This window comes from Cupriavidus sp. 05N38, from assembly GCF_056397345.1.
On sequence record NZ_JBFTNF010000011.1, the window covers coordinates 100,837 to 127,401 of the forward strand.

The following is a 26,565-nucleotide window of genomic DNA, read 5'->3' on the forward strand; positions in this document are numbered from 1 at the left end:
TGCCGCCCGGCCCGCGGATGCCCGGGCAGCCGCACCCTCCCCCTCAATGAAAGTCCCGGCTGCTCACCATCAGCCGCCCCAGCATCGGACTCAGATCCACCAGCTCCGTCGCCACCAGGTGCCTGACCTCGCCCTGGCGCTGCCAGACCCCGATCACGCCCAGCATGGTCGCGCCCAGCACCTCCTTGCGCTGACGCTCGACCAGGTCTGGCCACAGGATCACATTGACCGAGCCGGTCTCGTCCTCGATCGACGCAAAGATGGTGCCGCTGGCGGTGGATGGCCGCTGGCGCACGGTGACGATGCCGCAGGCGCGCACGCGCCGGCCGTTGCCGTACTGCGCGAGCTGCTGCGCGGTGGCGTATTTCATGGCGTCCAGGCGCGGCCGCAGCAGCGCGAGCGGATGCGACTTCAGTGACAAACCCAGGCTGGCGTAATCGGCGGCCACGTCTTCGCCCAGCCGCGGCGCGGGCAGGACCAGTTCGCTCTCGGGCGGCGGTGCTTCGTAGAGCAGGTCGCGGTGGGCTGCCTGCAGCGCGGCGGCGCGGGCCTGCCAGCGGGCCTGGCGGCGATGCCCGGCCAGGCCGCGGAGCGCATCGGCGGCGGCCAGCACGTCGATGTCGTGGCGGTCCAGGCGGGCGCGCAGCACCAGGTCTTCCACGCTGGCGAAGGGCCGCGCGGCGCGCGCGGTTTCGATGCGCCGCGCGGCCGCCTCGCGCATGCCGCTCACGCGGCCGAGGCCGAGCCGCACCGCCGGCTGCGCGTGGGTTGCCGCCTCATGCTCGAGCGTGCTCTCCCAGCCGCTCACCGTCACGTCCACCGGGTGCGTGCGCACATCGTGGCGGCGCGCGTCCTGCACCAGTTGCGAGGGCGAGTAGAAGCCCATCGGCTGGCTGTTGAGCAGCGCGCACAGGAAGGCGGCCGGATGATGGCACTTGATCCACGCGCTGATATACACCAGCTTGGCAAAGCTGGCGGCATGGCTTTCCGGGAAGCCGTACTCGCCGAAGCCTTCGATCTGCTTGCAGATGGCCAGCGCGAAGGCTTCGGGATACCCGTTGGCGGTCAGCGCCCTGACCAGCTTGTCCTGGTGCTTGCGCAGGTCGCCCTTGCGCCGCCACGCCGCCATCGAGCGGCGCAGCTGGTCGGCCTCGCCGGGCGAGAAGCCGGCCGCGTCGATGGCCAGCTGCATCACCTGCTCCTGGAAGATCGGCACGCCCAGGGTGCGGCCCAGCACGTTCTCGATGACTTTGTCGTGGTACACCGGCGGCTGGCCGGTGCGCCGCACCAGCTCGCGCCGCTTCAGGTAGGGATGCACCATGCCGCCCTGGATCGGGCCGGGCCGCACGATGGCCACTTCCACCACCAGGTCATAGAAGGTGCGCGGCTGCAGGCGCGGCAGCATCGACTGCTGCGCGCGCGACTCCACCTGGAACACGCCGATGGTGTCGGCCGCGCAGATCATGTCGTAGGTCTTCCCATCATCGCGAGGAATGTCCGCCATGCTGCGAGGCGCGCCGGGGAAACCGCCGATCATCTCCAGCGCGCGCCGGATCGCCGACAGCATGCCCAGCGCCAGCACGTCCATCTTGAGCAGGCCGAGCGACTCGAGATCGTCCTTGTCCCACTGGATCACGCTGCGGTCCGCCATGGCCGCGTTCTCGATCGGCACCAGCCGCGACAGCTTGTGCCGCGCGATCACGAAGCCGCCCACGTGCTGCGACAGGTGGCGCGGAAAACCGCGCAGCTGCGTGGTCAGGCTGGCCCACTGCCGCACCGCCAGGGACTCGGGATCCAGCCCGTACTGGGCGATGCGCTCGAGAAATCCCCTGCCGCCGTCCCACCACGCCTGGCCCTTGACCACCTGCTCGACCACGCTGGCATCGATGCCCAGCGCGCGGCCCACGTCGCGCAGCGCGCTGCGCGAGCGGTAGGTGATCAGCGATGCCGCCAGCGCGGCGCGGTCCCGGCTGTATTTCTCGTAGATGTACTGGATGACTTCTTCGCGCCGCTGGTGCTCGAAGTCGACATCGATATCGGGCGGCTCGTCACGCTCGCGCGAGAGGAAGCGGCCGAACAGCATATTGGCGTCGGCCGGATGGACCTCGGTGATGAACAGGCAATAGCAGACCAGCGAATTGGCCGCCGAGCCGCGCCCCTGGCACAGGATGCCTTCGCCGCGCGCGAAACGCACGATGTCGTGCACGGTGAGGAAGAACGACTCGTACTGCTTCTCGCGGATCAGGGCGAACTCTTGCGTCAACTGCGTTTCCCACCTGGGTTCGAGTCCGCCGGGAAAGCGCAGCTTCACGCCTTTCATGGTCTCGCTGTACAGGTAGCCAAACGGCGTCAGGGCAGCGGGCACCAGTTCTTCCGGATATTCGTAGCGCAGCGTATCCAGCGAGAAATCGCACAGGCCGGCGATGCGCAGCGTCTGCGCCAGCGCATCGCGCGGGTACAGCCGCGACAGCCGCTGGCGCATGCGCAGGTGCTGCTCGGCATTGGGCGCCAGCGCCATGCCGCATCCGGCCAGCGTCTGCCCGGTGCGGATCGCGCTCAGCACGTCCGACAGCGGCTTGCGCGAGCGCACATGCATGGTCACCGCGCCCGCCGCCGCCAGCGGCACGCCGGCCTGCGCGGCGGCATCCTCCAGCCGCAGCCGGTGCAGGGCATCGGCATGGCCCTGCAATTGCTCGAGCGCGATCCAGGCGCGCGCGCCGAAGACCTGCCGCATCCACTGCGCCTGCCGCAGCAGCGCCTGCGGCTCGGGGCAATACGCGGGCAGCAGCAGCGCCACGCAATCGGGCATGCCGCGCAGGTGGGCCTGCTCCGCCTGCGGCGCGGCGATGTCTTCCGGGTGCAGGCAATAGGCGCCCTTCCCCGCGCGCCGGCGGCCCAGCGTGATGAACTCGCAGAGATTGCCGAAGCCTTCGCGGTCCTGCGCCAGCAGCACCAGCCGCAGCGCCGGCTCGCCATCGTGGCCGGTGAGCGTGAAGCGGCTGCCGATCAGCAGGCGGAACTCCTGCGCGGCGGCGGCCACGGCGGATAGCTTTTCATGGCGGAGCAGGCGCGCTTCGGCGGCCTCGCCGGGGCCCGCGGCGACCGCGGCATCCAGCCAGGCGCCCTGCGCGCCTGGCTCGCTGCTTTCGCCCTCCTGCGCTTCTTCCGCGGCCAGGGCCTCCAGGTCATCTTCGCCTTCCTCGTCCTCGCCCGCATCCAGGCCGGCGGCCAGCCGCGCCGCGCTGCGCGCGAGCGCGTCGCTGGTGCGCTCGCGCAGATCCTTGAGCGCCTGGTGCGCGCGCGCCGTGCCGGCCACCGAGCATTCGTCGGTCAGCGCCAGGCCGCCATAGCCCAGCGCGAACGCGCGCTCGATCAGCTCCACCGGGTGCGAGGCCCCTTCGAGGAAGGTGAAGTTCGAGATGCAGTGCAGCTCCACATAGTCGGGCAAGGCCGGCAGCAGCGCCGAGAGCGCGGCCGGCAAGGCGGAAAACGAAGGAGCGGCAGGCTGGCTGGACATGATGGAGGCGGACGGGAAGCAACGATGCGAAACTGGAATGCGAACAGGGAATGCAAATAGGGAACGCGAAATAGGAAATGCGGGGGCCTGGGGGCCGTTCCGGTTTCAGAACAACCCGTGGAGGAACCAGCGGTACTCGCCGCCCTCCTCCCGCCCCGGGCGCTGGCGATAGACCCAGCAGCGCAGGCCGTCGGCGCGCTCGGCGACGAAGTAATCGCGCGTGGCCAGCGCGTCGTCCCACCAGCCGGACTCGATGCGCTCGGGCCGCGACAGCAGCGCCAGCGGCCCGCCGTGGCAAGGCCGGTGGCGCTGCACGGTCAGTGGCAGCGGCTGCGCCAGCAGCCAGGGCGGGCGCTCGGGCCAGGCCTGCGTGCCCGCCCCCTGCGCGCGCGCGGGCATCTCGTCCACGGGGCACCAGCGGCTGGCGCGCTCGGGCCGGTGGTCCGCCAGCGGCTGCGGCTGCAGTACGTTCTCGCGGCCCAGGCGCGCCATCAGCGTATCGAGCAGGCGGCCCAGCTCGGCCGGCGTGCCGCCCGGCTCGGGAAACAGCGACTCGCTCTGCGGCAGGTACGCCTGCATGGCCTCCACCACCAGCATCAGTCCCACCGCCGGCACGGTGAACTGCACCCTGTCCAGCCGCTCCTGCAGCAGCCGGGACAAATGCGCCGGATCGCGGCTGGGCTCGGCCAGGCTCACCGTCACCGGCGTGGCCGGGGTCTCGCAGCCCAGGCGGTAACGCTCATGCTCGAGCCGCAGCACCACGCGCGTCACGCCGGCCTGTTGCACCGCCAGCCAGCCGCCCAGCGCCAGCAGCAGGCGCTGCGCGCCCGCCATCACGCCCTGGACGGATTCGGTGCGGCCCGGCAGCTCCATGCGCTGCGCGAAGGCGGGCGGCGCGCCGAACCAGGCAAAGCGCACCGGCACCTCGCCGTAGGCCTGGTCCAGCCGTACCAGCAAGTCCGCGCCGAGGCGGCGCCGCAGGCCGGCGCGCGGCAGGCGGCGCACCTCGCCCACGGTGCGGCAGCCGATGCCGTCCAGCCAGCCCTCGTCGGCCACGCCATGCAGCATCCCCACCGGCAGCCGGTCCAGCAGCCGTGCCATGCGCGCCGGCTGCAGCGCGCGCCGCGCCGGGCGCACCATGGCGCCGCGCCGGTCGCGCCTGAACGGCTGCGCCGCCAGCCACGCCGCGCCGAAGGCGCTCGGCGCGCAGCCAAGCTGCAGGAACGCCCCCAGCCGGCGCACCCGCGCATACACGGCGCGGCACAGCGTGCGATGCCCGCCGAACAGCCGCACGCTGGCGCCGGCATCGATCATCACCGTGGCCGCGTCGGGGTCCGGGTGCAAGGCCACATGCGGCGAGAAATGCAACAGCGCCAGCGCCAGCGCCGTCATCAGCTGCGCCTCCGCCGCCGGCTCGCGCTCGAGCTGCACCACCTGCGCCGACAAGGCCTGCACCCCGCCGCGCCGCATGCCGGCCTGCACGCCCAGCGCCGCCGCCGGCCCGTTGGCCAGCACCACGCGCTCGCGCTCCACCACCGCCACCGGCACGCTGTGATGCAGCAGGCCGGGAACGGCAGCGGCCGCGGCAGGCTCAGGCCAGTTCGGCTGCAGCGCGTCCAGCGACAGGCGCGGCAGATGCACCGCGATCCAGTACGACATGGGCTTGCTCTCCCGCAATAGCCTGGGAAACCGGCGATGGCGCAACCTCCGCAGGCAAGGTCCGCGGCGCGCACGGACGGCCCGGCACCGCCATCATCTCGTCGAGCGGCAGCACCAGCGGCTGCTCGCGCACCGGCCCGCGCCGCTTGTGAAAGGTGATCGACATCGCATTGCCCGGCGCCGGCGCCAGCAGCAGCCGCAGCACCGCCGGCGACGACTCGTGCAGCACGCCGGCCGGCCGGCACGCCCATACCGCCGCGTCGCCGGCCTGCGCCAGCACCTGCAGGCGGCGCAGCGCCTCGGGACGCGCCGCGGGCAGCCATACCACCACCGCGCCGAAGGCCTGGCTGCGCAGCACCTGCTCCGCCGCCCACAACACATCGGCCTGCGCCGCGGCCTTGCCCGCGCCGGCCGGCGCGCGCATCCAGAACACCTGCCGGGCCGGCAAACCCCAGCTGGCCAGGCACGTTGCATTGGGCAGGTGCGGCGGCCCCACCAGCGCCAGGCGGCGCTGCCCCGCCGCCAGCGCCACCAGGGCCGGCCGCAGCAGGCGCAGCTCGCCCACGCCGGGCTCGGCCAGCAGCAGCTCCGTCAGCGCCCCCAGCGGCCAGCCGCCGCCCGGCAACTCAGCCGACAGCGCGGCATGTCCAGTCTCCACCGCCGGCACGCTACCCGCCTGCCCCGCCCGGCCGAGCTGCCCCGCGCGCCACAGGCCGGGATAGCGCCGCTCGAGCGCATCCAGCGCCTCCTGGCGGCCCCCCGCGGGTGCCGGCGCCAAGGAAGAAACGCCCGGCAAGCCGGGCGAGTCGGTCTGAAGATGGGGTGTCATGTGACGCTTGCGGCCTTACCCCGAGGGACAAGGCGAGATTTCCGATTACTGTATATTTATACAGTATCACGGTTGGGCGCAAGGGTGAAGCGGGAGGGTCGGGGACGGTGCGCGGGAACGACGCCGGAAGGGGCAGAGAAGGCGCAAGGAAAGAGCACGGAAAGCCTGCCCCGAGGCGCGCGCGGGCCGGCCGGCAAGACATATCGGGACGCCCCGGCACGCCGTGCCCTGCAGTTGCAGTTGCAGTTGCAGTTGCAACTGCAGTCGCTCAGTTCACCCGGTATCGCTTCACCATGTCCCAGTCCAGCTCGATGCCGAAGCCCGGGCCTTGCGGGATCGCCATGATGCCGTCCTTGATGCGCGGCGGGTTGGCCCACATGCCGGGGAAGATCGGATCGCGGTCCGGGTCGGGGAAGCACTCGACGCAGATCCCGTGCGGCATGGCGCCCAGCATGTGCGAGGCGATCTGCGGCTCTTCGTGGTGCGCCATGCGCACGCCGGCCAGCGCGCAGGCCGCGGCGGCGCGGCGCCATTCGGTGATGCCGCCGCCTTCCGAGGCGTCGAAATTGACGATGTCCACCGCGCCGGCGTCCAGCAGGCGGCGCACGCCGGCCGCGCTGACTTCGCTCTGGCCTGCGTTGATGGGGATCGAGGTGGCCTGGCGCACCGCCGCCATGCCGCGCACATCGTCATGCCAGTGGCAGGGTTCCTCGAACCATGCGATGTCGTACGGCTCGACCAGGCGGGCGAAGCGCGTTGCCTCCGCCACGCTCCAGCCGCGGTTGGCATCCACCGCGAGCAGGAAGTCCGGGCCGCCGCCTTCGCGTGCGTACTTCACCCGCTCGGCGTCTTCCTCGGGCGTTGCCCCGCCCACTTTCACCTTGCAGCCGGCCATGCCGACCGACCTCAGCCACGCCATCTCGCCGGCCAGGTCGGCAGGCGTCTTGCCCGGCAGGTAGTAGCCGGCGATGGCGATGATGGGGATTTCCTGGCGGTAGCCGCCCATCAGGCGGCACACATTGACGCCGAGCGCCTTGCCGGCCAGATCCCAGACGGCCGAATCCACGCAGGCGATCGCGTTCATGACCAGCGGCCGGTCCGGCGCCTTGATGGTCAGGCGGAACAGCTTCTCCCAGATGCGTTCGCAGGCATGCACGGACTCGCCGACCAGCAGCGGCGCCATGTCCTGCTCGATCATGCGGGCGATCTCGGGGCCGTGTTCGCGGGGGTCGCCGTTGTACACCTCGCTGACCAGCCCCGAGCTGGTATGGATGCGGGTGATCACGGTGGCGCGGCTGTCGACCTTGTACGAGCTGCCGGAGAACACCTTGTTGAGCGGGATGCGGACGGCAATGGCCTCTACGCGTTCGATCTTCATGGTTGCGGATTCCTGTGGTCTTGCGGTTGGATGGGCGTGCGGGCCAGGCTCAGTCGATGGTGGCGCCCGAGCGCTTGACGATGGCAGACCACTTGACGCTCTCTGACTGGATGTAGGCGCCCAGGGCCTCGGGGGTGGAGCCCACCGGCACGATGCCGTCGAACATGAAGCGCTTGCGCAGGTCGGAGTTCTTGATCAGGGCCGCGATCTCGCCGCTGAGCTTGTCGACGATGGGGCGCGGCGCCAGCAGCGCGTACCAGACGTTGGATTCGTAGCCGGGCACGCCCGCCTCGGCGATGGTGGGCACGTTGGGCATCGAAGCCGCGCGCTGCGCCGTCGACACCGCGAGCACGCGCAGCTTGCCGGCCTTGATCTGCTGCGACGCGACGCCGTAGCTGGCGAACATCGCGCTGACCTGCCCGGCCAGCAGCGCCGGCATGGCGGGCCCCGTGCCCTTGAACGGCACATGGACCATGTCGAGCCCGGCCATGGATTTCAGGAGCTCCATCGACAGGTGCGGGCCGCTGCCGTTGCCGGACGAGCCGTAGGTGTACTTGCCGGGATTCGCCTTGACCAGCTTGATGAATTCCGCCAGGTTCTTCGCCGGCACGGAGGGATGCACGACCAGGAAGTACGGCGCGGAGGCCAGCAGCGAGACCGGCTCGAAATCCTTGATCGGGTCGTAGGGCAGTTTGCGGTACAGGCTCTGGTTGACGGCGAGCTGCGAGGTCAGCGCAAGCGCCAGCGTATAGCCGTCGGCAGGCGCCTTGGCGACCATGTCCATGCCGATATTGCCGTTGGCGCCGCCATGGTTGTCCACGATGATGCGCTGGCCCATGCGCTCGGACATGTACAAGGTCAGCGGCCGCGCGACGGTATCGCCGCCCCCGCCCACCGGATAGGGCACCACCACGCGCACGGGGCGGTTCGGATAGGTGTCGGCCTGCGCTGGCGCCGCCGCGGCGGCGCCCATGCAGAGCAGCGCCAGCGCGCCTGCGCGCCCCAGTAACCTGGCAATTCGGTTCATGACTGTGTCTCCTGTCTGTTTTCTGTTATCTGTTATCTGTTGACTGCTGTCTTTGCAGGCATGGTCGCCTTCAGTCCAGCCAGCCGCTTGCCCGGGTCTCGCCAAGGAAGCGCTCCACGATCTGCGGGGCAAGCCCGACATAGGTGGCGGGATCGAGCAGCGCATTGAGCGCCGCCGGTTCGAGCGCCGCCCGGATGGCCGGATCGCGCGACAGTGCCTGCTCGAAGGTGATGCCGCTTTCCATGCCCAGCATGGCGGCGGCGTAGACCAGTTCGTGCGCGCTCTGCTTGCCGACCTTGTCGGCCAGCGCGAACATCACGCGCTCGGACATCAGGAAGCCGCCGAGCAGGTCGAGGTTGGCGCGCATACGCGCGGCGTTCACGGTGAGGCCGGACAGCGCGTAGTGCATCATCTGCAGCATGGCCGCCGCCATCATGCAGCCCTCGGGCACGGCCTTCCATTCCATGCGCACGGCCGCCACGTCGCGCTCATGCTCGGCCATCTGGGCGTCGTGCATCATCGCCACGCTGTAGCGGATAGCGCGGCTGAGCGTCACCACGGTCTCCACCACGGCGGGATTGCGCTTGTGCGGCATGGTGGACGAGCCGACCTTGCCTTCGCTGAACGGCTCGGCCAGCTCGCCGATCTCGTCGCCCTCGAGGTTCATGATCTCGTTGGCGATCTTGCCCAGCGTGGCGCCGATCAGGCCGAGCACGCTCACGTACTCGCCCAGGCGGTCGCGCGCGGGCTGCCAACTGATCGGCGCCACGCCCAGTCCGAGGCGCGCCATCAGCCGCGTCTCCAGCTCGCCGGCCTGCTCGCCGAACGAGGCCTGCGTGCCGACCGCGCCCACCATCTGGCCCACGAAGGTGCGCTGCTCCAGGCCGCGCATGCGCTCGTGGTGGCGGCCGAGTTCCGACAGCCAGATCGCGCATTTGTGGCCGAAGGTGATCGGCAAGGCCTGCACGGCATGCGTGCGCCCGGCCATCGGCGTGTGCTTGTGCTCGTCGGCAAGGCGGTACAGCTCGCGCGACACGGCGCCCAGGTCGCGCATCAGGATGCCGTGGGCCTGCCGCACCTGAAGCATCATGCCGGTGTCGTAGACGTCCTGGGAAGTCGGCCCGAAATGCACGAACTCGCCCAGCCCGCCGGCGCATTGCCGCTGCAGGGCGCGCACCGCCGGCACCAGCGGGTGCTTTACGCGGCGGGTTTCGGCAGCGAGCGCGGGCAGGTCGATGTCCGCCACCCGCGCCCGGGCGCCGATCTCGGCGGCCGCCGCGGCGGGGATGATGCCGAGTTCCGCCTGCGCGGCCGCCAGCGCGGCTTCGAAATCGAACCACTTCTGCACGCGGTTCTCCTCCGAGAACACGGCCCGCATCTCATCGGTGCTCCACATGTGCTGCTGGAGGGACTGGTCGAACACACTGCTGGTCATCGCGGAAGCCTTTTTCGCCTGAGGGGTTACAGCCATTCTCGGCCGCCGGCTTCTTTCTGTAAAATGACATGTTCGTAGACAATCATTGCCAAAATGGCATGATATGACCCTCCAACAACTACGTTGCCTGCAGGCAGTCATTGCCAGCCAGCTCAGCGTCTCCCGCGCCGCGGACGCCCTGCACACCACCCAGCCGGCAGTCAGCAAGCTGATCCGCTCACTGGAGAGCGAGATTGGCGTGGAGCTGTTCGTGCGCCGTGGCAACCGGCTGGTGAGCCTGACCGATGCGGGACAGGAAGCGGCGGCGCTGTCGCGGCGCGTGCTCAACGACACCCGCGCGCTGAACGGGCTGGCCGGCGCCGGGCAGGCGGGCGGCGGCAGCGGCACGCTGCGCGTGGGCACCACGCACATCCATGCGCGCTATGGCCTGCTCGACGCCATCCGCCGCTTCAGCACCGCGTACCCGGCGGTCAACCTGGAACTGCTGCAGGGCCACCCCGCGCAGATCCTGCAGTGGGTCAGCGAGAACGCGGTGGACCTGGGCATCTCCACGCTGCCGGACGTCACGCCGGAGGGCATCATCTCGGTCGAGGCCTACCCCATCCCGCGCTGCCTGATCGTGCCGCGCCGCCATGCGCTGCTGAAGCTGGCGCGCGTGACCATCGAAGACATCGCGCGCTACCCGCTGGTGACCTACGACGAGCACTTCAATTCGGGATGGGTGGTGATGCGCGAGTTCCAGCGCCGGGGGCTGTCGCCGCGCGTGGTGGTGCGCGCGACCGACGCCAATGTGATCAAGGCCTATGTCGCCGCCGGCCTGGGCGTGGCCGTGGTCCAGCAGATGGCGGTGGAGCCGCGGCGCGACACCGATCTCGCGGTAATCGATACCGCGGACCTGTTCCCGCCGTCGATGGCGGCAGTCAGCCTGCGGGCCGACCAGTACGTGCGCGGCTATATGCAGGATTTCATCGACATGATCGCGCCGCGATAGCGGTTGGCGGCAGACGGCAGACGGCAGGGGGCGAGCGGTGCGCCCGCCGCCTGCCCCGGGCCGCCTCAGTCCAGCGCCTGCCCCGGCCGGAACCCGTCGCGCAGTTCACGCTTGAGCACCTTGCCGATCGCGCTGCGCGGCAGCACGTCCACCAGTTCCACCACGGCCAGGCGCTGGGTCTTGCCGACCTGATCGTTGGTCCAGTCCATCAGCGCCCCGGCCGATGCCGCGGGGGCTGCCGCGCCGTCGCGCAGCACCACGAAGGCCACCGGTGTCTCGCCCCAGCGTTGCGAGGGCACGCCCACGACCGCGCAGTCGGCCACGGCGGGGTGCTTCTGCAGGATGCCTTCGAGATCGCTGGGATAGATGTTGAAGCCGCCGCTGATGATCATGTCCTTCTTGCGGTCCATCAGCGTGAGGAAGCCGTCCTGGTCGAAACGGCCGACGTCCCCCGTGCGGATGAACAGCTTGCCCGCGGCGTCGTGCCAGTGGGCGGCGGCGGTCTTCTCGGGCTGCTTGTGGTAACCGGCCATGATGGCGTTGGAACTGCCGACCACTTCGCCGATCTCGCCCACCGCGACTTCCTTGCCGTCGTCGTCGATCAGGCGGATATCGTGGCCTTCCATGGGGCGGCCCACGGTATGGAGCTTGTCCGGGAATTCGTGCGCGGCCAGCACGCAGCTGCCGCCGCCCTCGGTCATGCCGTAGTACTCGACCAGGCCGCCCGGCCAGCGCTTGAGCACATCGGCCTTGAGCGCCGCGCTCAGCGGCGCGCTGGTGGAGAACTTCATGCGGTACGAGGACAGGTCGTAGCTGTCGAAGTCGGGGCGCGCCATCAAGCGCTGGTATTGCACCGGCACCAGCATGCTGTGCGTGACGCGGTGCCGCGCGGCCAGCTCCAGGTAGCGCTGCGCATCGAACTTCGGCATCAGCACCGCGGTGCCGCCCAGCGCCAGCGTGGGAATGAAGCTCACCAGGGTGGTGTTGGAATAGAGCGGCGTGGAGATCAGCGTGACGGCGTCGGGGCCGTAGCCACCGCTTTCCTGCACGCGGCGAATCTGGTTCCAGCGCAGCGCGTGGGCATGCACGATGCCCTTGGGCGTGCCGGTGGTGCCGGACGAGTAGATGATGTTGAACACCTGCTCCGGGTCCAGCGGGTGCTCCTGCGGCCGGCTGCCCTCGGGCGCGAGCCAGGCCTCGAACGACTGGCCGGCCGGCGCACCGGCCAGGCCCACCAGCGGCACCCCGATGCCGTCCTTCACCGGCGCGAGCTCGCGCAGGACATCCGCGTCCACGAACAGCACCCGGGCATCGGAGTCAGCCACCATGCCGGCCAGGCTGGCCGGCGTGGACGACGGCGCCAGCGGCACCAGCGCCACGCCCGCGCGCAGGCCGCCGATCAGCAGCGCCGCGTACTCCGCCGACGCCGCCGCGCAGATGGCCAGCGCCGCGCCGGGCCGCAAGCCGTCACGCTGCAGGGCGGCGGCGACCCGGTCGGCCAGCGCATCGAATTCCGCGTAGGTGAGCGAGCGGCGGTTGTCGATCACCGCCGTGTGGCCGGGCCGCTCGGCGGCGTGCAGCCGCACGCAGTCCGCCAGGTTGCCAATCGGCTGCGCAAGAAGTTCTGTGATGCCCATGGGAAATTCCTGTCTCCATCTGGTGCCGCGATCGGTTCCGCCGGATGCGGCGGCCGTCGCGAACGGATTGTGATCGGGAACGGCAATACGCCGCACCGTCCGGCAAATCCCGCCGCCGAGCTGCGGCCGGACCGGAGGATTCTCGCACGGACGCGACGTTCGGGTGCGGTGGGCCCGACGGGGCCGTCCGCGGGATACACAAGCGAAGGCCCCGGGGGCACCCCCGGGGCCTTCTCTCCCCTGCAACGCGGCAGGCGGAAACGCGAAGGACCGGCTACCGGCTTGCGCCAGAGGCTTGCCTTAAAGCCATGCCTTAACGGCTTGCCTCAGAGCGGCCCACTGCCGCCGATCCAGTAAGGCGAGCGCCCGTAGTATTCATGCAGCGTGGTGCCCCACTGCGGATCCGCCATCGCAGGCCAGCTGTCCTTGTCGAAGCCGGGCGCATCCTTGATGCGTTCCGCGGTGACGCCGATACGGAAACACTTCTCGTCGGTGTCGAGCGTAAGGGCGCCCCACGGGATGGCGTGCAGCGTGTCGCCCATGCCGAGGAAGCCGCCGCTGGTCAGCACGGCGTAGGCAATGCGCCCGCCGCGCACGTCGAGCATGATGTCCGAGATCTTGCCGACATGCTCGCCATCGGACGAATAGACCTTGTTGCCGTCCAGCGTCGCGGCCGCCATGACCTCGGGCCCGGGTCCATCACCGATACCGTTGCCGACAATGGCCGCGCCGGCGCCACCGGCGAGGCCGCCGGGATTGAGTTGGTTCATCTTGGTCTCCTGGATGGGATTCGTTCCGAAACCGGGCGCAACGAACATGCCAGCACGCATCCGCGCACTGCCCGCGGCGTGCCGCGCTCCAGGGGACGTGCCAAGGGGCGCGCCGCGGGAAGAATTACAAAGGCGGGTAATTTTCGGTGGCGGGTGGGGTCCGCCATGCCGGCCAGTCTGTGCGCCGGCGCACATGGCTTCGTGAAGCGGCCGCTCCGGCATCTGGGCAAAAGCTGCTAGATTTCCATGGCGGAATGAAAGGCGCACTTCCGCACCGTCGTGCCGGTGATGCCGTTGCTGCATTCATCCGCACCATCACCTGCCCGCCGCCGGACCATTGGAGCATTCGGCCACTGGACCCCTGGACGTGGCAGGACTTCAGCCTTGATTCCGGTTGCCAGAAGCGGGCGCGGCATGCGCGCCGGCTTCGCGCGGCAACGTTCCCGAATTTCCAAGTGGGCAAGGGGTTATCCGGCGCCCGCGAGCGGTTGAATCCGCGGCCCTGCCGTTGCCCGCAGCGGGCAGCGCTGCCGCACAGCTTGCCACCTTCACCCGGAGCCCCGATGYGCGTCCTGCCCTCTCTGTCCTCAGCACCTTTCTCCAGCCTGTTGCGGCGTGCGCCGCCGGAGCCGTCCCGCCAGCGGGAGCCGCACGGCATGCAGCCCGGCCCTCGCCGCGGCGGCCCCACCACCGAAGAAACCGCGGCCTATCACGCGCGCCTGCAGCCCTATCTCCAGGCCGGCACGGTCTTGCGCGGCGCGCGCTTGCCGAAGGCAGCCATCGCGCGCTATACCACCGGCATGCGCGCCAACGCGCACTATTTCAGCCACCCGCTGTGGATGGATGAGTGGCTGCAGAACGTACACCGCTACCCTGAACTGCGCGAACGCTGGCATGCGGCCATCGGCACGCTCGACGACAAGATCCTGGTCGACATCGGCTGCGGCCCCGGCAACCTGCTTGCCACGCTGGGCGGCCAGCCGCGCGAGGCCATCGGCGTGGATATCGCGCCGGGCAGCCTGGCAATGGCCGCGCGCGTGGGTTATGCGCCGCTGCTGGCCGATGCGCACGGCCTGCCGCTCAGGACAGCGATCGCGGACATCGTGGCCATCAACGGCTCGCTGCACCACTGCGACGACATGGAAGGCGTGCTGGCGGAATCCGCGCGCCTGGTCCGTCCCGGCGGGGTACTGGTGCTGGACCACGACCCGCAGCAATCGGCCTGGGATTTCAACGGCGCCGCCTTGCTGATGTGGCGCCTGCGCTTGCCGCTGTACCGCTGGCTCGGGCGCGGTGGCCACCGCGCAGCCGATGACGAGCAGCGCCGGGCGCTGGCCACGGAGCTGCACCACCGGCCCGGCGACGGCGTCAGCGAGCGCCTGCTGCGTGGCACGCTCGAGCCACGTGGCTTCAAGGTGGAGATCTACCCGCACAGTTACCGGGTGGGCAAGGACGTGCTCGACGGCAACATCGGCCGGCCGCCGCTCAAGCTACGCGTGGCACAGCGCTTGTCCGGCATCGACCCGGCCTCGCGCGAGGCGGCGCTGAGCCTGTTCTGCGTGGCCACGCGAGCGGCCTGAGCGCCGGCGCGCCCGTGGGCCCTGCCCCATGCGCATGACGCGAGACATGCGCCTTGCCTGTCCGGATCCGCCCCGGCGGGCCGGCGCATGCCGGAAGACGAACCAACGCTCGCCGGGACCACGCGCCCGGGCCGCGATCCCGCGGCCCAGTCGCCTTTGTAAGCCGTTTCCCTACGCCAGATTCATCCACCGCCGATACGTGTTTTCCACCGCGCCGACGCCGTCGCGCCGCCCCCGCGCCTAGCATGGAATCAAGGAATTACCGCGATGCCCCCGGCAGCAAGCCCGGGCTCCCGGCAGCCGGCAAGCACGCCGCCAAGCGAAGAAGCGAAACGGCGAAGAGCAACGAAGCGGAGAACAAAATGCGCCCGGACATCACTACCCTGCATTCGATCGTGGCCAAGTGGATCGCCCCCGCCGAGGGCCTTCCCCTGCGCGTGGCACGCTTCGGCAGGACGCACGCCGGGCACGTGCCTTATGTCTGCGTGCAGCGCGCCGCCGACATGCTGTTCTTCTTCCGCCACGGTGATGGTTCGTGGTGCGTGTTTCCGCCGGTGGCCGCGCGCGCCTGGGGGGCGCAGGGCTGAAACCCGACCCCGGGGCGCAGACTCGCGCGCCCGGGGCGGGAGCCGTCTTGTTGCTCAGGTTGCTCAGGCAGCTCAGGCGGCTGCCTCGTAATCCACCTGGTGCCGCGCGATGCGCAGGTCGCCGAGTTCTTCCTTCACCCGCAGGTGCTCCGGGTGCGTGGCATAGCCTTCCAGCGCGCTCTGCGACTCGAACTCCGAGTAGAGCACTACGTCGCAGGCATAGTTGACCCCGCTCGAATCCACTCCCACTTCCAGATGCCGCAGGCCCGGAATGCGGCCGCGCAGCCCTTCAAAGGCGAGCTTGAGCCGGGCCACGGCGTCGCGCTTGTCCCGCTCGGTCTCGCCGCGCAGGTTCCACATCACGATGTGTTTGACGATGGACACGTTTCCCCCTTGTCTTGGTTCAGCTTTGGCTCAGCTTGCTTCCCGACGCGCCGCTCAGGCCGGCGGGAAGCCGGCCTTCTGCGGCCACAGGTTGGCGAACGCGTGCACCGCCGACTGCCCGTACACGCCGGCGCGCGTGAACGGCTCCGCCGCCAGCCAGGCCTTTGCATCGGCGTGCGAGGGGAAATCGATCACCAGCAGGCTGCCGACCATGGTTTCGCCATCGTCGCCGAGCAGCGGGCCGGCAAAGGCAATGCTGTCGGCCTTGGCGCCCAGGTAGACCTTGTGATCGGGACGGACCTTGGCGCGCAGCTCGCCGGTGCCCGGCTTGTCGAGAAGATGGAATACAAACAGCATGTGGCTTACCTCCGGTTGGATGCGGATTGCGCCGGCGCGGCAGGCGCGGACGGGTTGAGGATGAAATCGAAATCAAGCGTATAGAACGGCGCGGCCGACACCTTGCCATCCGGCGTGGTGCCGGACTCGTGCCGCACCCAGTCGGCGATCAGCGAACTGCGCACGCCGAATACGGCATCGGAATCCAGGTACGCGTCGCCGTCGCGGAACACATGCGTGATCAGCGTCTCGTAGCCCGGCGCCGAGATCATGAAGTGCAGGTGCGCGGGACGCCAGGGATGGCGCCCCATGGCGTCGAGCATGTGGCCCACGGGACCGTCGTGCGGGATCGGGTAGCACTCCGCCAGGATCGACTTGAAGCGGTAGCCGCCTTCGGCGTCGGCCATCAGTGCGCCGCGGCCCTGGTGCTGCTCGAGCCCCGGCTGTTGCACATCGTAGAAGCCCTCGGAATCCGCCTGCCACACCTCCATGCGGGCGCCCGGCACGGCTTCGCCGCCAATGCCCTTGACGTGCCCGCTGACGTAGCAGGGGTCGCCGGCCATGCCGTTGCCGACATCGCCGCCGAGTTCGTATTCGGGCGCGCCGTCCACGTAGAACGGGCCGAACACGGTGGCCTCGGTGCACCCGCGCGGCTTCTTGTGGTTCTGCGCGGTCACCAGGGTGGACAGGCCCAGCGTATCGGACAGCAGGATGAATTCCTGGCGGGTGCCGGTGCAGGTCTGCCCCACCTCGGTCAGGAACTGGATGCCCTGCGCCCACTCCTCTTCGGTGAGCTGCACTTCGCGGGCAAAGGCATGCAGATGCTGGACCAGGCTGGTCATGATCTGCTTGAGGCGGCCGTTGGGCATGTCGGCGTGCCGCGCCAGTACCGCCTGGGTGATGGTCTCTTCGTCGAGATTACGCATGATGTCGGTTCAGTGATTGAAGATGATCGGGTCGCCGCGCTCAGGTCTTGGCGGCGTCTTCTCAGCGCGGGCAGGTCCGTTTTTCCACGGGCACGTCGAGCGCCTGGTAGTTGGTCTTGTCGATCACGGTGGCCGGCAGCACGATGCTCGGCGTCACCGGCATGCCGCGCAGCTTGCGGATGGCGGCCATGGTGCCCAGGCAGCCCTGGGCAAAACCATTGTAGTCACCGGTGGCCAGCAGGGTGCCGGCCTTGATCGCGTCCACGGCCTCCTTGGTGCCGTTGATGCCGGACACCAGCGCCTTGCGGTTGGCGCCCTGCAGCGCCTCGATGGCGCCGATGGCCATGGCGTCGTTGGCGGCAAAGATGCCGTCGATCTGCGGGTAGGACTGCATCAGGTTCTCCATCACCTGCAGGGCCTGCAGGCGCTGGTAGTTGGCCGGCTGCGACGCCACCAGCTTCACGCCGGGGAACGCCTTGAGCGCGTCGTGCAGGCCGCGCACGCGGTCGATATTGGTGAGCGAGCCCTTGATGCCTTCGAGCAGCACCACGTTGCCCTTGCCGCCCATGGCCTTGAACAGGTGGGTGGCGGTCTTCAGGCCGAGGTCATAGTCGCTGGCGCCGACGAAGGACACGAAGTTGCCCACGTCGCTCTTGTCGGTGACGTTGACCACCGGGATATTGGCTGCGTTCATCTTCTTCACGCCCGGGCCCATCGCCTTGTAGTCCACCGGCACGAAGACGATGGCGTCGGTCTTCTTGACGATCACGTCCTCGATCTGGCTCATCTGCTCCGGAATGCTGTCCGGCTTGGTGGGGATGTAGTGGGTCAGGCGCGCGTTCATGCTCTTGGCCGCGGCGTCGGCCCCCTGGCGCAGCACCTGGAAGAAGGGGTTGGTCTGGTTCTTGGTGAATACCGCGATGCGCTCGCCGTCGGCGTGGGCCGGCAGGGCCAGCGTGGCGGTGGCGGCCAGGGCCAGCATGCCGGCGAGTTGCTTGAGCTTGGGTGCGTTCATCATGTCTCCTGTCGTCTGTTATCTAGCTGTTGTCTGGCTGTTGTCTGTTGCGAATCGTCTTGTGTGAACCGTCTTGTGTGAACCGTCTTGCCTGCGTCTTGCCTGCGTCGTCCTGCCTGGCGTACCGCGCCTGCACCGCCGTGAACCGGAAGACCCGCGGGCCGGCCTTATGACCTGACGCCGATGCGCTTGCGCGACAGCGTGTCCAGGAACACCGCCAGCACCACGATCACGCCCGTCACCAGCGGCTGCCAGTTGGCGCTGACGGTGAGCAGGTTCATGCCGTTGAGCACCAGCGTGAGGATGATGGCGCCGACCAGCGTGCCCGATACCCGCCCCACCCCGCCGAACAGCGAGGTGCCGCCGATCAGCACCGCGGCGATGGCCGGCAGCGTGAGCGATTCGCCGATGTCGCCTTCGGCCGAGTTCAGCCGCGCCAGGAACACCAGGCTGGCAATGCCGGCCATGGCGCCGCTGACCAGGTAGACCAGCACCAGGCGCTTGATCACCGGCACGCCCGACAGGCGCGCGGCCACGGGGTTGGCGCCGATGGCATAGATCTCCTGCCCGTAGGTGGTCTTTTGCGACATGGCGGTGCCCGCCAGCAGGAACAGCAGCATCAGGTAGACCGGCACYGGCACGCCGAGCAGGTAGCCGCTGCCGATGGCGCGGAACTCCGGCGGGAAGCCGTGGATGGTCTCGCCGGCCATGAACCAGTAGGTCACGCCGTGCAGCACCCACAACATGCCGTAGGTGGCGATGAAGGGCGGAATGCGCAGCAGCGCCACCAGCAGGCCGTTGGCCAGGCCGATCAGCGCGCCGGTGCCCAGGCCCGCGCCCACGCCCAGCATGGTGGAGCCGGTCGCCTTCATCACCGTGGCCGCCACGCAGGCCGACATGGCCACGTTGGCCCCCACCGACAAGTCCAGCCCGCCGGTCAGGATCACCAGCGTCAGGCCCGAGGCCAGCAGGAACAGCAGGCTGGCCTGGCGCAGCACGTTGAGGATATTGCCCAGCGTCAGGAACGCATCGGACGCCAGCGCCAGCGCCAGGCACAGCAGCCCGAGCGCGAACAGCCGGTAGGCGAACGAGCGGGCGTCCGCCGACAGCGGCGGAATCAGAGTGGCCGTGTTCATGCTTTCCCCCTTCCCTTGAACGATTCGATCAGCAGCACCACCAGCACCAGCAGGCCGATGGCCGCCACCTGCACCGACGACTGCACGCCGACCAGGTTCAGGCCGTTGCGCAGCACGCCCACCGCCAGCACGCCCAGCACCGTGCCCGGCAGCCAGCCGTTGCCGCGGTCGAAGGTGGTGCCGCCCACCGCCACCGCGGCGATGGCGTCGAACTCCATGCCGATGGCCGCGGTGGGATGCCCTGCGTTCATGCGCGCGGTCAGCAGCAGCGCCGCCACGCCGGCCATCAGGCCACCCAGCACGTAGACGGCGATCAGGTACACGTTGATGCGCACGCCGGAGAACTTGAGCGCCTCGCGGTTGCCGCCGAGGGCGAACACATAGGCGCCGAAGCGCGTGCGGTACAGCAGCCAGTGGAACAGGCCGTAGAACGCCACGCCGATCCACAGCGGGAACGGAATGCCCAGCCACTCGCCGGAGTAGATCAGCGGGATGGTGTCGCCGATGCCGACCACGCTCTGGCCGTCGGTGGCCACCAGCGCCAGCCCCTGCGCGGCGCCCAGCGTGCCGAGCGTGGCCACGAAGGGCGGGATCTCCAGCCAGGACACCAGCGCGCCGTTGAGCAGCCCGAACGCCAGCCCGGTCAGCAGCGCGGCGCCCAGCGCCAGCGGCAGGGATTGCGTTGCCACCATCACCATCGCCAGCACCACGCCGCACAGCGTGAGCACGGCGCCCATCGACAGGTCCAGCCCCTCGGTCATGATGATCAGCGTCATCGGCAGCGCGATCAGCAGCAAGATGGTGGACTGCGTGCCGATATTGAGCAGGTTCTCCACGCTCAGGAAGCCCGAGCCCGTCAGGCTGAAGGCCAGCGCGAGCAGCCCCAGCACCCATACCGAGCCGGGCATCCTGCCCAGCGGATTGCTGCGCGGCTGGCCCAGCGGCCTTGTCAGTGCATGTGTATCAGGCATCGTTCATCCCCAATTGCAGAATCCGTTCTTCGGTCATCTCGCCATGGGCGACTTCGCCGGCGATGCGGCCGCCGCGCATCACATAGGCGCGGTCGCAGACATTGATGATTTCCGGCAGCTCCGAGCTGATCAGCAGGACGCCGGCGCCCTGCTTGACCAGGCTGTCGATCAGGGCAAAGATCTCCGCCTTCGCCCCCACGTCGATCCCGCGCGTGGGTTCGTCGAAGATAAACAGCTTCGCCTCGGCCACCAGCCATTTGCCGATCACGATCTTCTGCTGGTTGCCGCCGGAGAGAAACTGCGCGAGCTGGTCGCCGTTGGGCGTGGCGATGCGCAGCCGCGCGATCTCGCGCTCGGCCAGTTCGCGCGCGCGCTCGGCGCGGTACCAGCGCGAGGGAAACGCCCGGCGCAGCCCGGCCAGCAGCATGTTGTCGCGCACCGTGCGGATCAGCGCCAGTCCTTCGGTCTTGCGGCTCTCGGGGATCAGCGCGGCGCCCAGTTCGCGCGCGCGGTCCGGCCCGCCATTCATGCGCCGGCCGAAGATGCTGACCTCGCCAGCCTGGATGGGATCGGCGCCGAACACGGCGCGCGCGACCTCGCTGCGGCCCGAGCCAACCAGCCCCGCCAGCCCCACGATTTCTCCGGCCCGCACCTGCAGGTTGATATCGGCAATGCCGGTCGCGGCGCTGACGTTGCGTACGTCGAGCGCCACCTCGCCCAGCTGCGCGCTGCGCTCGCGGCTGTAGCTCATGTCCACCTTGCGGCCCACCATGCGTGCCACCAGTTCGTCCGGGGTGGCGTCGCCCGGCAGGCAGGCACCGACCTTGCGGCCGTCGCGCAGGATGGTGATGCGGTCGCCCAGCGCAAAGACTTCAGCCATGCGATGCGAGATATAGATCATCGACACGCCGTCCGCCTTGAGCCGTTCGATCACCGCGAACAGCTTCTCGGTCTCGCGGTCCGACAGCGCGGCGGTGGGTTCGTCCAGCACCAGGATGCGCGCGTTCTGCGACAGCGCCTTGGCGATCTCCACCATCTGCTGCTGCGCCACGCCCAGCTTGTGCACCGGCGTATGCGTGCTGACCTCCATGCCCAGGATGTCGAGGATGCGGCGCGCTTCGGCGTGCATCTTCGCGTGGTCGACCGAGCCCGGGAAGCGCCCGCGCGGCTCGCGCCCCAGGAAGATGTTCTGCGCGATGTCCAGGTAAGGCACCAGCGAGAACTCCTGGAAGATCACCGCGATGCCCATGCGCATGGTGTCGGCCGGGCCGCCGACGGCGACCGGCTTGCCTTCATGGTGGAACTCGCCGGCGTCGGCCAGGTAAACGCCGCACAGGACCTTCATCAGCGACGACTTGCCGGCGCCGTTCTCGCCCAGCAGCATGTGCACCTCGCCGGGGTAGATGGCGAAGGACACGTCATCGAGCGCCTTGACACCGGGGAAGCTCTTGCAGATGCCGCGCATCTCCAGCAGCGGCGTGACTTCTGTGATGGCGTTCATGATTCGGTCCTGAAGATCTTGCCGGGGTTCATGATGTTGTGCGGGTCGATGGCCTGCTTCACGCTTCGCATGACATCCACCGCGCCGCCCAGTTCGGCTTCCAGGAAATGCATCTTGCCGGTGCCGATGCCGTGCTCGCCGGTGCAGGTGCCGTCCAGGCGCAGCGCGCGCTCCACCATGGCGTCCTGCAGCCGCATCGCGCGCGCGATCTCGGCGGGGTCGTCGGGGTTGACCAGGATCAGCAGGTGGAAGTTGCCGTCGCCCACGTGGCCGACGATGGGCACCGTCAGGCCGGAGGCGTCGATATCCTGCCGGGTCTCCAGCAGGCAGCGCGCCAGCTCCGAGATCGGCACGCACACATCGGTGATCATGGCGCGCGCGCCGGGGCGCAGCGCCATGCCCGCGTAGAGCGTGTTCTCGCGTGCGTGCCACAGGCGGCTGCGGTCCTCGGGCCGCGTGGCCCACTGGAAGGCATCCGCGCCGTGGCCCGCGGCGATGGCCTGCACCTGCTCCGCCTGCTCGCGCACCGCGGACTCGCTGCCGTGGAACTCGAAGAACAGCGTGGGCTTTTCCGGGTAGTCGAGGTGGGAGTGCAGGTTGACGCCATGCATCATCACGCTGTCGAGCAGCTCGATGCGCGCCACCGGCACGCCCGCCTGCATGGTCTCGATCACGCAATCGACGGCGTCTTCCAGCGTGCCGAACGGGCACACCGCGGCGGACACGGCCTCCGGCAGCGGATGCAGCCGCAGCGTGATCTCGGTGAGCACGGCCAGCGTGCCCTCGCTGCCCACCAGCAGGTGCGTGAGGTCATAGCCGGCGGCGGACTTGCGCGCGCGGCGGCGCGTGCGCACCACGCTGGCGTCCGGCATCACGGCCTCGAGCGACAGCACGCTCTCGCGCATGGTGCCGTAGCGCACCGCCATGGTCCCCGAGGCCCGCGTCGACGACATGCCGCCGATGGATGCATCCGCGCCAGGATCGATGGGAAAGAACAGGCCGCTGCCGTGCAGCTCCGCGTTGAGCTGCTTGCGCGTGACGCCGGGCTGCACGCGGCAGTCCATGTCGCCCTGGTTGACGGCCAGCACACGGTTCATGCGCATCATGTCGATGCAGATGCCGCCCTGCGGCGCCGAGGCATTGCCTTCGAGCGACGTGCCCGCGCCAAACGGCACCAGCGGCACGCGCGCGCGGCCGGCCACGGCAACGATGCGCCGGACTTCCTCGGTGGTTTCCGGAAACACCACGGCGTCCGGCAGCTTCACCGCGTGGTACGCCTCGCTGCGGCCGTGATGCTCGCGCGCGGCCAGCGCGGTCGAGCAGCGCTCGCCCAGCATCTGCCGCAGTTCGGCGAGCGCGCGGTCGCGCTCGTCTGGTGTTGCATGCATGGTCTCCTCCTTTTGATTATTTCGAATCCCTGCGGGGAGAAGGCCTGCGCCGGTTGATGCGCCGCCTCTCCTCCGGCCCCTCTACCCGGCCATCGTCGCCACCAGCCGCTCGCCCGACTCGCGCAGCGCGTCGAGCTTGCCGGGCAGCCCGTCCACCAGCAGGCGCCCGTGGCGCTTGCGCGCGCGGCCGGCCACGAACACGCTGTCGATATTGGCCAGGCTGGCCTGCATGACGATGGCGCTGACGGGATCGTGCAGCGGCATCATGTTGAGCCGGCGCGCATCGATCAGCACCAGGTCGGCCTGCTTGCCGACGGCCAGCGAGCCGATCCGGTCCTCCATGCCCAGCATGCGTGCCCCGGCCACGGTGACCCATGCCAGCGCGTCGCGGCAACTCACCGCGTGCGCAGGGGCGATCTCGCCGTGCGCCTGCCGGTAGGCGGCATGGTCCAGCGCGCGCTGCACGCCCAGCGCGATGCGCGCGGCGACGAACATCTCGCCCGACAGTCCCGACTCCAGGTCCACGCCCAGYGACGGCATCACGCCCAGCCGGGTGAGCCTGCCGGTGATCGGGAAGCCGTGGCCCTGCGTCAGCTCGTTCTCCGGTGTGAGCGAGAAGCTCATGCCCAGGCCCGCGAAGCGCGCAAGCTGGTCGTCGGTCAGGTTGTTGCCGTGCACGATATTGATATGGGAGCCCAGCAGGCCGGCCTGCTCCAGCCGCTCCCAGCCATCCGGCGTGCGCGCGCTGCCGCCGCCCTGGTGCATGCTGGCCAGCAGGCCGAACTCGCGCGCCAGCGCGAAATCGTGCAGCGCCACTTCCAGCGTCGAGTAATGCGGGCCCAGGATCGCCAGCCCGAGGCTGAGCAGGTGCGAGCCCTGCAGGCGCTTCGCCAGGCGCTCCACCTCGCCGCGCGGATGCGGCATCTCCCAGAACGGCAGCGCGCCGGGCTTGGGATCGGGCTTGGGCGAGCCGTGCAGGAAGGCCGCGCGGATGCCCGACTGTTCCAGCGCATCCACGGCGGCATCGCTGTGCGCCGGCGTGGGATTGTTGTGGCACCAGTCCACCAGCGTGGTGGTACCGCAGTCGAGCTGGTTCCAGGCGCCCACCAGCGTGGCGATGCCGATGTCGGCCGGCGTGAAGCGCGTGGCCAGCCCCGCATGCATCTGGCGGAAGTATCCGGTGAGCGTCCAGCCCGCGGCCACGCCGCGCAGGGCGGTCTGCCACGTATGCATGTGTGCGTTGACAAAGCCGGGCGCGACGATAAAGCCGCGGGCGTCGATGATCTCGGCGTTGTCCGCGCTCACGGCGTCGATGCGCGGCGCGATGGCGGCGATGCGATCGCCTTCGACCAGCAGGTCGCCGGCAAGCTCGCCGAGCGCGGGTTCCATGGTGACCAGGGTGGCGCCGCGGAACAGGATGCGTGACATGGCTGCGTCCTCCTCAGCGCGAACGGCGGGCAATGCTGGCGGTGCCGGACAGGCAGGCAGGAAGAGGCTGGATGGCGGGCATGGGTCGGTCTCCGTAAGCGGCGGCACTGCCGGCAACCAGGGTCGCCAGCGTGCCGCTCTGTGTATGGCGGGCTACGTGTCAGCGGGTGGCCTTTGCAGGGACCGCGCGGGCTGACATGCGCTGGAACAAACTCTATACTCCCGGCAAACGGAAAAAAACGACGGATAAGGAAATCTTCTTTCCGCCAGGCGAGAGAATCATGCGGCGCCTGGCCGCAGCGTCCGCACCGGGTCAAAGACAAAGGGGAGACGAAGATGGACCGCTGGACCGAACTCGAACTGTTCGTGCAGACCGCCGAACTGGGCAGCATCACCAAGGCTGCCGACAGCCTGGATATCTCCAATGCGGCGGCCAGCCGCTACCTGGCCTCGCTGGAGCAGCGCCTGTCGGCGCGCCTGATCGAGCGCAATACGCGGCGCCTCTACCTGACCGACGTGGGGCACGAATTCTTCCGCCGCTGCAAGGGCGTGCTGGCGGAAATCAAGGAAGCGGAGGCGGCCGTCAACGCCAATGTGCTGGAGCCGGGCGGCACGCTGACGATCACGGCCTCGATGTCGTTCTCGATGAAGCACCTGGCGCCGCTGCTGCCGGAATTCACCCGGCTCTACCCGAAGGTGGACGTCAATATCCTCACCGCCAACCGCTACTACGACATCATGGACAGCGGCATCGACCTCGCCATCCGCACGCGCGAGTTCGAGCCCGATTCCGGCCTGACGGTGCGCCGGCTGGCCGAGACCAGGCGCGTGCTGGCGGCCTCACCGCGTTACCTGGACCGCATGGGCGCGCCGCGCGAGGTAGAAGACCTGCTGCGCCACCAGATGCTGATCTATTCGTACGCCAACCGTCCGCACGAGCTGAACTTCACGCGCGGCGGCGAGGAAAGGGGCGTGACGGTGCGCAGCAAGCTCGAATCCAACGACGGGCAGGTGATTCGCGCCGCGGCGATGGAAGGCCTGGGCATCCTGGTGCAGCCCAAGTACATCATCTACGACGATATCGTGGCGGGGAGGCTGATTCCGGTGCTGGATGACTGGGATTTGCCTCGTCTTACCATTAATATTGCGTTTCAGAGCCGGCGCTATCTGGCTGCGAAGGTGCGGTTGTTTATTGATTTTTTGGTGGCGCACTTCGAGCGGATGGATTATGAGAGGAAGTGGACTTCTTGAGGATTTTTTGTTTTTCCGGCGGTCTGTAGAACCTCCCTATAAAACGTACACATCAAGATCTTAAAGTCAACTTCAACTTCAACTTCAATTTCAACTTCAAAGTCAAATTCAACGTCAAAGGCTTTCGCTCCCCCGGAGCGACCTACTTTCTTTTCCCCGAAAAGAAAGTAGGCAAAGAAAGCGGGCTGCCTGGCCGGCAGGGGCAGAAACGTTGGGATTTCTCGTGTTGCTGGTTTCGTCGTGGGGTTTTTGGTTCTGCTTGCATCCTGCCGTTACCGGGGCGGGCGGCCGCGATCTTGCTGGCTGCAGTGGTTTCGGGGTCAGACCTATGATGGCGAGCACACTGCCAGTTCTGCCATCTGCCGTTACCGGCTTGAGCGGCCACGACATAGCACTCTCGTGGTTTCGTGGTGGGCGCGGTGGACCGGGGCGCGGGTGTGCCGGGTTACTTCAAGCCGGCCACCGCTTATTTCTGAAGCTGACGCTATTAGGCACGGAGCTATGAGGCACCGAACTCAAACAGGGGCCACCGCGCCCACCGCTTATTTCTGAAGCTGGCGCTATTAGGCACGGGAGCTATGAGGCACCGAGCTCAARCAGGGGCCACCGCGCCCACCACGAAACCAGTGCCGCTCCTATGACGTCCCCATCCGCCCCGGTCGCGGCAGCAGATTGAACCACCTGGGCTGCCGCCATCATGTAGCGCCACCACGAATCGAACGCCACCCGCAGGATAGCGACCGCCAAAACCGGTAACGGCAGGATGCAAGCAGAACCAAGAACCCCACGACGAAACCAGAAACACCAGAAATCCCAATG

General features: G+C 68.9%; 22 protein-coding genes. 4 read left to right on the plus strand and 18 right to left on the minus strand.

The genetic code is table 11. The features are described 5' to 3' along the window. Nucleotides 1–43 precede the first annotated feature (43 nt). The 6 genes from AC1DK4_RS10980 to purB form a co-directional block, all read right to left on the minus strand. Nucleotides 44–3,517: an error-prone DNA polymerase gene (locus tag AC1DK4_RS10980; RefSeq protein ID WP_441614215.1), complete on the minus strand. Its 3,474-nt coding sequence runs from the start codon at nucleotides 3,515–3,517 to the stop codon at nucleotides 44–46. Between the two features lie 105 nt (nucleotides 3,518–3,622). Then, entirely contained in the window at nucleotides 3,623–5,176 is a 1,554-nt protein-coding gene (locus tag AC1DK4_RS10985; protein WP_441614214.1) for a Y-family DNA polymerase, read from the minus strand. Continuing rightward, nucleotides 5,109–6,005, minus strand: coding sequence for a translesion DNA synthesis-associated protein ImuA (imuA, locus tag AC1DK4_RS10990; protein WP_441614213.1), 897 nt, complete (start codon nucleotides 6,003–6,005; stop codon nucleotides 5,109–5,111). The genes AC1DK4_RS10985 and imuA overlap by 68 nt, the downstream gene beginning before the upstream one ends. A 268-nt stretch (nucleotides 6,006–6,273) precedes the next feature. Beyond that, on the minus strand, nucleotides 6,274–7,383 hold the full coding sequence (locus AC1DK4_RS10995; RefSeq protein WP_441614212.1) for a mandelate racemase/muconate lactonizing enzyme family protein: 1,110 nt from the start codon (nucleotides 7,381–7,383) through the stop codon (nucleotides 6,274–6,276). A 49-nt stretch (nucleotides 7,384–7,432) separates the two neighbouring features. Further along, nucleotides 7,433–8,410, minus strand: coding sequence for a tripartite tricarboxylate transporter substrate binding protein (locus tag AC1DK4_RS11000; RefSeq protein ID WP_441614211.1), 978 nt, complete (start codon nucleotides 8,408–8,410; stop codon nucleotides 7,433–7,435). Between the two features lie 70 nt (nucleotides 8,411–8,480). Further along, a complete protein-coding gene (purB, locus tag AC1DK4_RS11005) occupies nucleotides 8,481–9,845 on the minus strand; it encodes an adenylosuccinate lyase (RefSeq protein ID WP_441614210.1) in 1,365 nt (454 codons plus the stop codon). 103 nt (nucleotides 9,846–9,948) lie between these two features. On the opposite strand from purB, the gene AC1DK4_RS11010 reads away from it, so the two are divergent. Continuing rightward, nucleotides 9,949–10,836, plus strand: a complete 888-nt coding sequence (locus AC1DK4_RS11010; RefSeq protein ID WP_441614209.1) for a LysR substrate-binding domain-containing protein — start codon at nucleotides 9,949–9,951, stop codon at nucleotides 10,834–10,836. A gap of 65 nt (nucleotides 10,837–10,901) precedes the next feature. Here the strand turns inward: AC1DK4_RS11010 and AC1DK4_RS11015 are convergent, their stop codons facing one another. Continuing rightward, nucleotides 10,902–12,473 carry a class I adenylate-forming enzyme family protein gene (locus tag AC1DK4_RS11015; RefSeq protein WP_441614208.1) on the minus strand — a complete coding sequence of 524 codons (1,572 nt, stop codon included), beginning with the start codon at nucleotides 12,471–12,473 and terminating at the stop codon, nucleotides 10,902–10,904. A gap of 326 nt (nucleotides 12,474–12,799) precedes the next feature. Continuing rightward, on the minus strand, nucleotides 12,800–13,243 hold the full coding sequence (locus tag AC1DK4_RS11020) for a PRC-barrel domain-containing protein (protein ID WP_441614207.1): 444 nt from the start codon (nucleotides 13,241–13,243) through the stop codon (nucleotides 12,800–12,802). Nucleotides 13,244–13,899: 656 nt separating this feature from the next. Here AC1DK4_RS11020 and AC1DK4_RS11025 point away from each other — a divergent pair. Next, nucleotides 13,900–14,823, plus strand: coding sequence for a class I SAM-dependent methyltransferase (locus AC1DK4_RS11025; RefSeq protein ID WP_441649686.1), 924 nt, complete (start codon nucleotides 13,900–13,902; stop codon nucleotides 14,821–14,823). Nucleotides 14,824–15,185: 362 nt separating this feature from the next. Next, nucleotides 15,186–15,410 carry a hypothetical protein gene (locus AC1DK4_RS11030; protein ID WP_441614205.1) on the plus strand — a complete coding sequence of 75 codons (225 nt, stop codon included), beginning with the start codon at nucleotides 15,186–15,188 and terminating at the stop codon, nucleotides 15,408–15,410. 72 nt (nucleotides 15,411–15,482) lie between these two features. Here AC1DK4_RS11030 and AC1DK4_RS11035 read toward each other — a convergent pair whose 3' ends face one another. The 9 genes from AC1DK4_RS11035 to AC1DK4_RS11075 form a co-directional block, all read right to left on the minus strand. After that, nucleotides 15,483–15,794, minus strand: coding sequence for a Dabb family protein (locus AC1DK4_RS11035; RefSeq protein ID WP_441614204.1), 312 nt, complete (start codon nucleotides 15,792–15,794; stop codon nucleotides 15,483–15,485). A gap of 54 nt (nucleotides 15,795–15,848) precedes the next feature. Continuing rightward, nucleotides 15,849–16,151, minus strand: a complete 303-nt coding sequence (locus tag AC1DK4_RS11040) for a YciI family protein (RefSeq protein ID WP_441614203.1) — start codon at nucleotides 16,149–16,151, stop codon at nucleotides 15,849–15,851. Nucleotides 16,152–16,156: 5 nt separating this feature from the next. Beyond that, nucleotides 16,157–17,056: an intradiol ring-cleavage dioxygenase gene (locus AC1DK4_RS11045; RefSeq protein ID WP_441614202.1), complete on the minus strand. Its 900-nt coding sequence runs from the start codon at nucleotides 17,054–17,056 to the stop codon at nucleotides 16,157–16,159. Between the two features lie 61 nt (nucleotides 17,057–17,117). Further along, nucleotides 17,118–18,074 (minus strand): sugar ABC transporter substrate-binding protein, encoded by a 957-nt coding sequence (locus tag AC1DK4_RS11050; RefSeq protein WP_441614201.1) that lies wholly within the window; start codon nucleotides 18,072–18,074, stop codon nucleotides 17,118–17,120. A gap of 164 nt (nucleotides 18,075–18,238) precedes the next feature. Further along, a complete protein-coding gene (locus AC1DK4_RS11055) occupies nucleotides 18,239–19,207 on the minus strand; it encodes an ABC transporter permease (protein ID WP_441614200.1) in 969 nt (322 codons plus the stop codon). Continuing rightward, on the minus strand, nucleotides 19,204–20,178 hold the full coding sequence (locus tag AC1DK4_RS11060; RefSeq protein WP_441614199.1) for an ABC transporter permease: 975 nt from the start codon (nucleotides 20,176–20,178) through the stop codon (nucleotides 19,204–19,206). The genes AC1DK4_RS11055 and AC1DK4_RS11060 overlap by 4 nt, the downstream gene beginning before the upstream one ends. Then, nucleotides 20,171–21,679: a sugar ABC transporter ATP-binding protein gene (locus tag AC1DK4_RS11065; protein ID WP_441643227.1), complete on the minus strand. Its 1,509-nt coding sequence runs from the start codon at nucleotides 21,677–21,679 to the stop codon at nucleotides 20,171–20,173. The genes AC1DK4_RS11060 and AC1DK4_RS11065 overlap by 8 nt, the downstream gene beginning before the upstream one ends. After that, nucleotides 21,676–23,067 (minus strand): FAD-linked oxidase C-terminal domain-containing protein, encoded by a 1,392-nt coding sequence (locus tag AC1DK4_RS11070; RefSeq protein ID WP_441614197.1) that lies wholly within the window; start codon nucleotides 23,065–23,067, stop codon nucleotides 21,676–21,678. Before AC1DK4_RS11070 ends, AC1DK4_RS11065 begins: the two co-directional genes overlap by 4 nt. 81 nt (nucleotides 23,068–23,148) lie before the next feature. Beyond that, on the minus strand, nucleotides 23,149–24,495 hold the full coding sequence (locus AC1DK4_RS11075) for an amidohydrolase family protein (RefSeq protein WP_441614196.1): 1,347 nt from the start codon (nucleotides 24,493–24,495) through the stop codon (nucleotides 23,149–23,151). Between the two features lie 336 nt (nucleotides 24,496–24,831). Here AC1DK4_RS11075 and AC1DK4_RS11080 point away from each other — a divergent pair, with 336 nt between their 5' ends. Continuing rightward, nucleotides 24,832–25,746, plus strand: coding sequence for a LysR family transcriptional regulator (locus AC1DK4_RS11080; protein ID WP_441614195.1), 915 nt, complete (start codon nucleotides 24,832–24,834; stop codon nucleotides 25,744–25,746). Between the two features lie 576 nt (nucleotides 25,747–26,322). Here AC1DK4_RS11080 and AC1DK4_RS11085 read toward each other — a convergent pair. Then, on the minus strand, nucleotides 26,323–26,565 hold a 243-nt coding region (locus tag AC1DK4_RS11085), incomplete at its 5' end, for a hypothetical protein (RefSeq protein WP_477131526.1).

Bases quoted from the DNA above. Each gene is read 5' to 3' on its own strand.
- imuA (WP_441614213.1), bottom strand. From the start codon at position 6,005: ATGACACCCCATCTTCAGACCGACTCGCCCGGCTTGCCGGGCGTTTCT.
- AC1DK4_RS10995 (WP_441614212.1), bottom strand. From the start codon at position 7,383: ATGAAGATCGAACGCGTAGAGGCCATTGCCGTCCGCATCCCGCTCAAC.
- AC1DK4_RS11050 (WP_441614201.1), bottom strand. From the start codon at position 18,074: ATGATGAACGCACCCAAGCTCAAGCAACTCGCCGGCATGCTGGCCCTG.
- AC1DK4_RS10985 (WP_441614214.1), bottom strand. From the start codon at position 5,176: ATGTCGTACTGGATCGCGGTGCATCTGCCGCGCCTGTCGCTGGACGCG.
- AC1DK4_RS11045 (WP_441614202.1), bottom strand. From the start codon at position 17,056: ATGCGTAATCTCGACGAAGAGACCATCACCCAGGCGGTACTGGCGCGG.
- AC1DK4_RS11065 (WP_441643227.1), bottom strand. From the start codon at position 21,679: ATGAACGCCATCACAGAAGTCACGCCGCTGCTGGAGATGCGCGGCATC.
- AC1DK4_RS10980 (WP_441614215.1), bottom strand. From the start codon at position 3,517: ATGTCCAGCCAGCCTGCCGCTCCTTCGTTTTCCGCCTTGCCGGCCGCG.
- AC1DK4_RS11040 (WP_441614203.1), bottom strand. From the start codon at position 16,151: ATGCTGTTTGTATTCCATCTTCTCGACAAGCCGGGCACCGGCGAGCTG.
- purB (WP_441614210.1), bottom strand. From the start codon at position 9,845: ATGACCAGCAGTGTGTTCGACCAGTCCCTCCAGCAGCACATGTGGAGC.
- AC1DK4_RS11080 (WP_441614195.1), top strand. From the start codon at position 24,832: ATGGACCGCTGGACCGAACTCGAACTGTTCGTGCAGACCGCCGAACTG.
- AC1DK4_RS11025 (WP_441649686.1), top strand. From the start codon at position 13,900: ATGCAGCCCGGCCCTCGCCGCGGCGGCCCCACCACCGAAGAAACCGCG.
- AC1DK4_RS11010 (WP_441614209.1), top strand. From the start codon at position 9,949: ATGACCCTCCAACAACTACGTTGCCTGCAGGCAGTCATTGCCAGCCAG.
- AC1DK4_RS11020 (WP_441614207.1), bottom strand. From the start codon at position 13,243: ATGAACCAACTCAATCCCGGCGGCCTCGCCGGTGGCGCCGGCGCGGCC.
- AC1DK4_RS11000 (WP_441614211.1), bottom strand. From the start codon at position 8,410: ATGAACCGAATTGCCAGGTTACTGGGGCGCGCAGGCGCGCTGGCGCTG.
- AC1DK4_RS11070 (WP_441614197.1), bottom strand. From the start codon at position 23,067: ATGCATGCAACACCAGACGAGCGCGACCGCGCGCTCGCCGAACTGCGG.
- AC1DK4_RS11015 (WP_441614208.1), bottom strand. From the start codon at position 12,473: ATGGGCATCACAGAACTTCTTGCGCAGCCGATTGGCAACCTGGCGGAC.
- AC1DK4_RS11060 (WP_441614199.1), bottom strand. From the start codon at position 20,178: ATGCCTGATACACATGCACTGACAAGGCCGCTGGGCCAGCCGCGCAGC.
- AC1DK4_RS11030 (WP_441614205.1), top strand. From the start codon at position 15,186: ATGCGCCCGGACATCACTACCCTGCATTCGATCGTGGCCAAGTGGATC.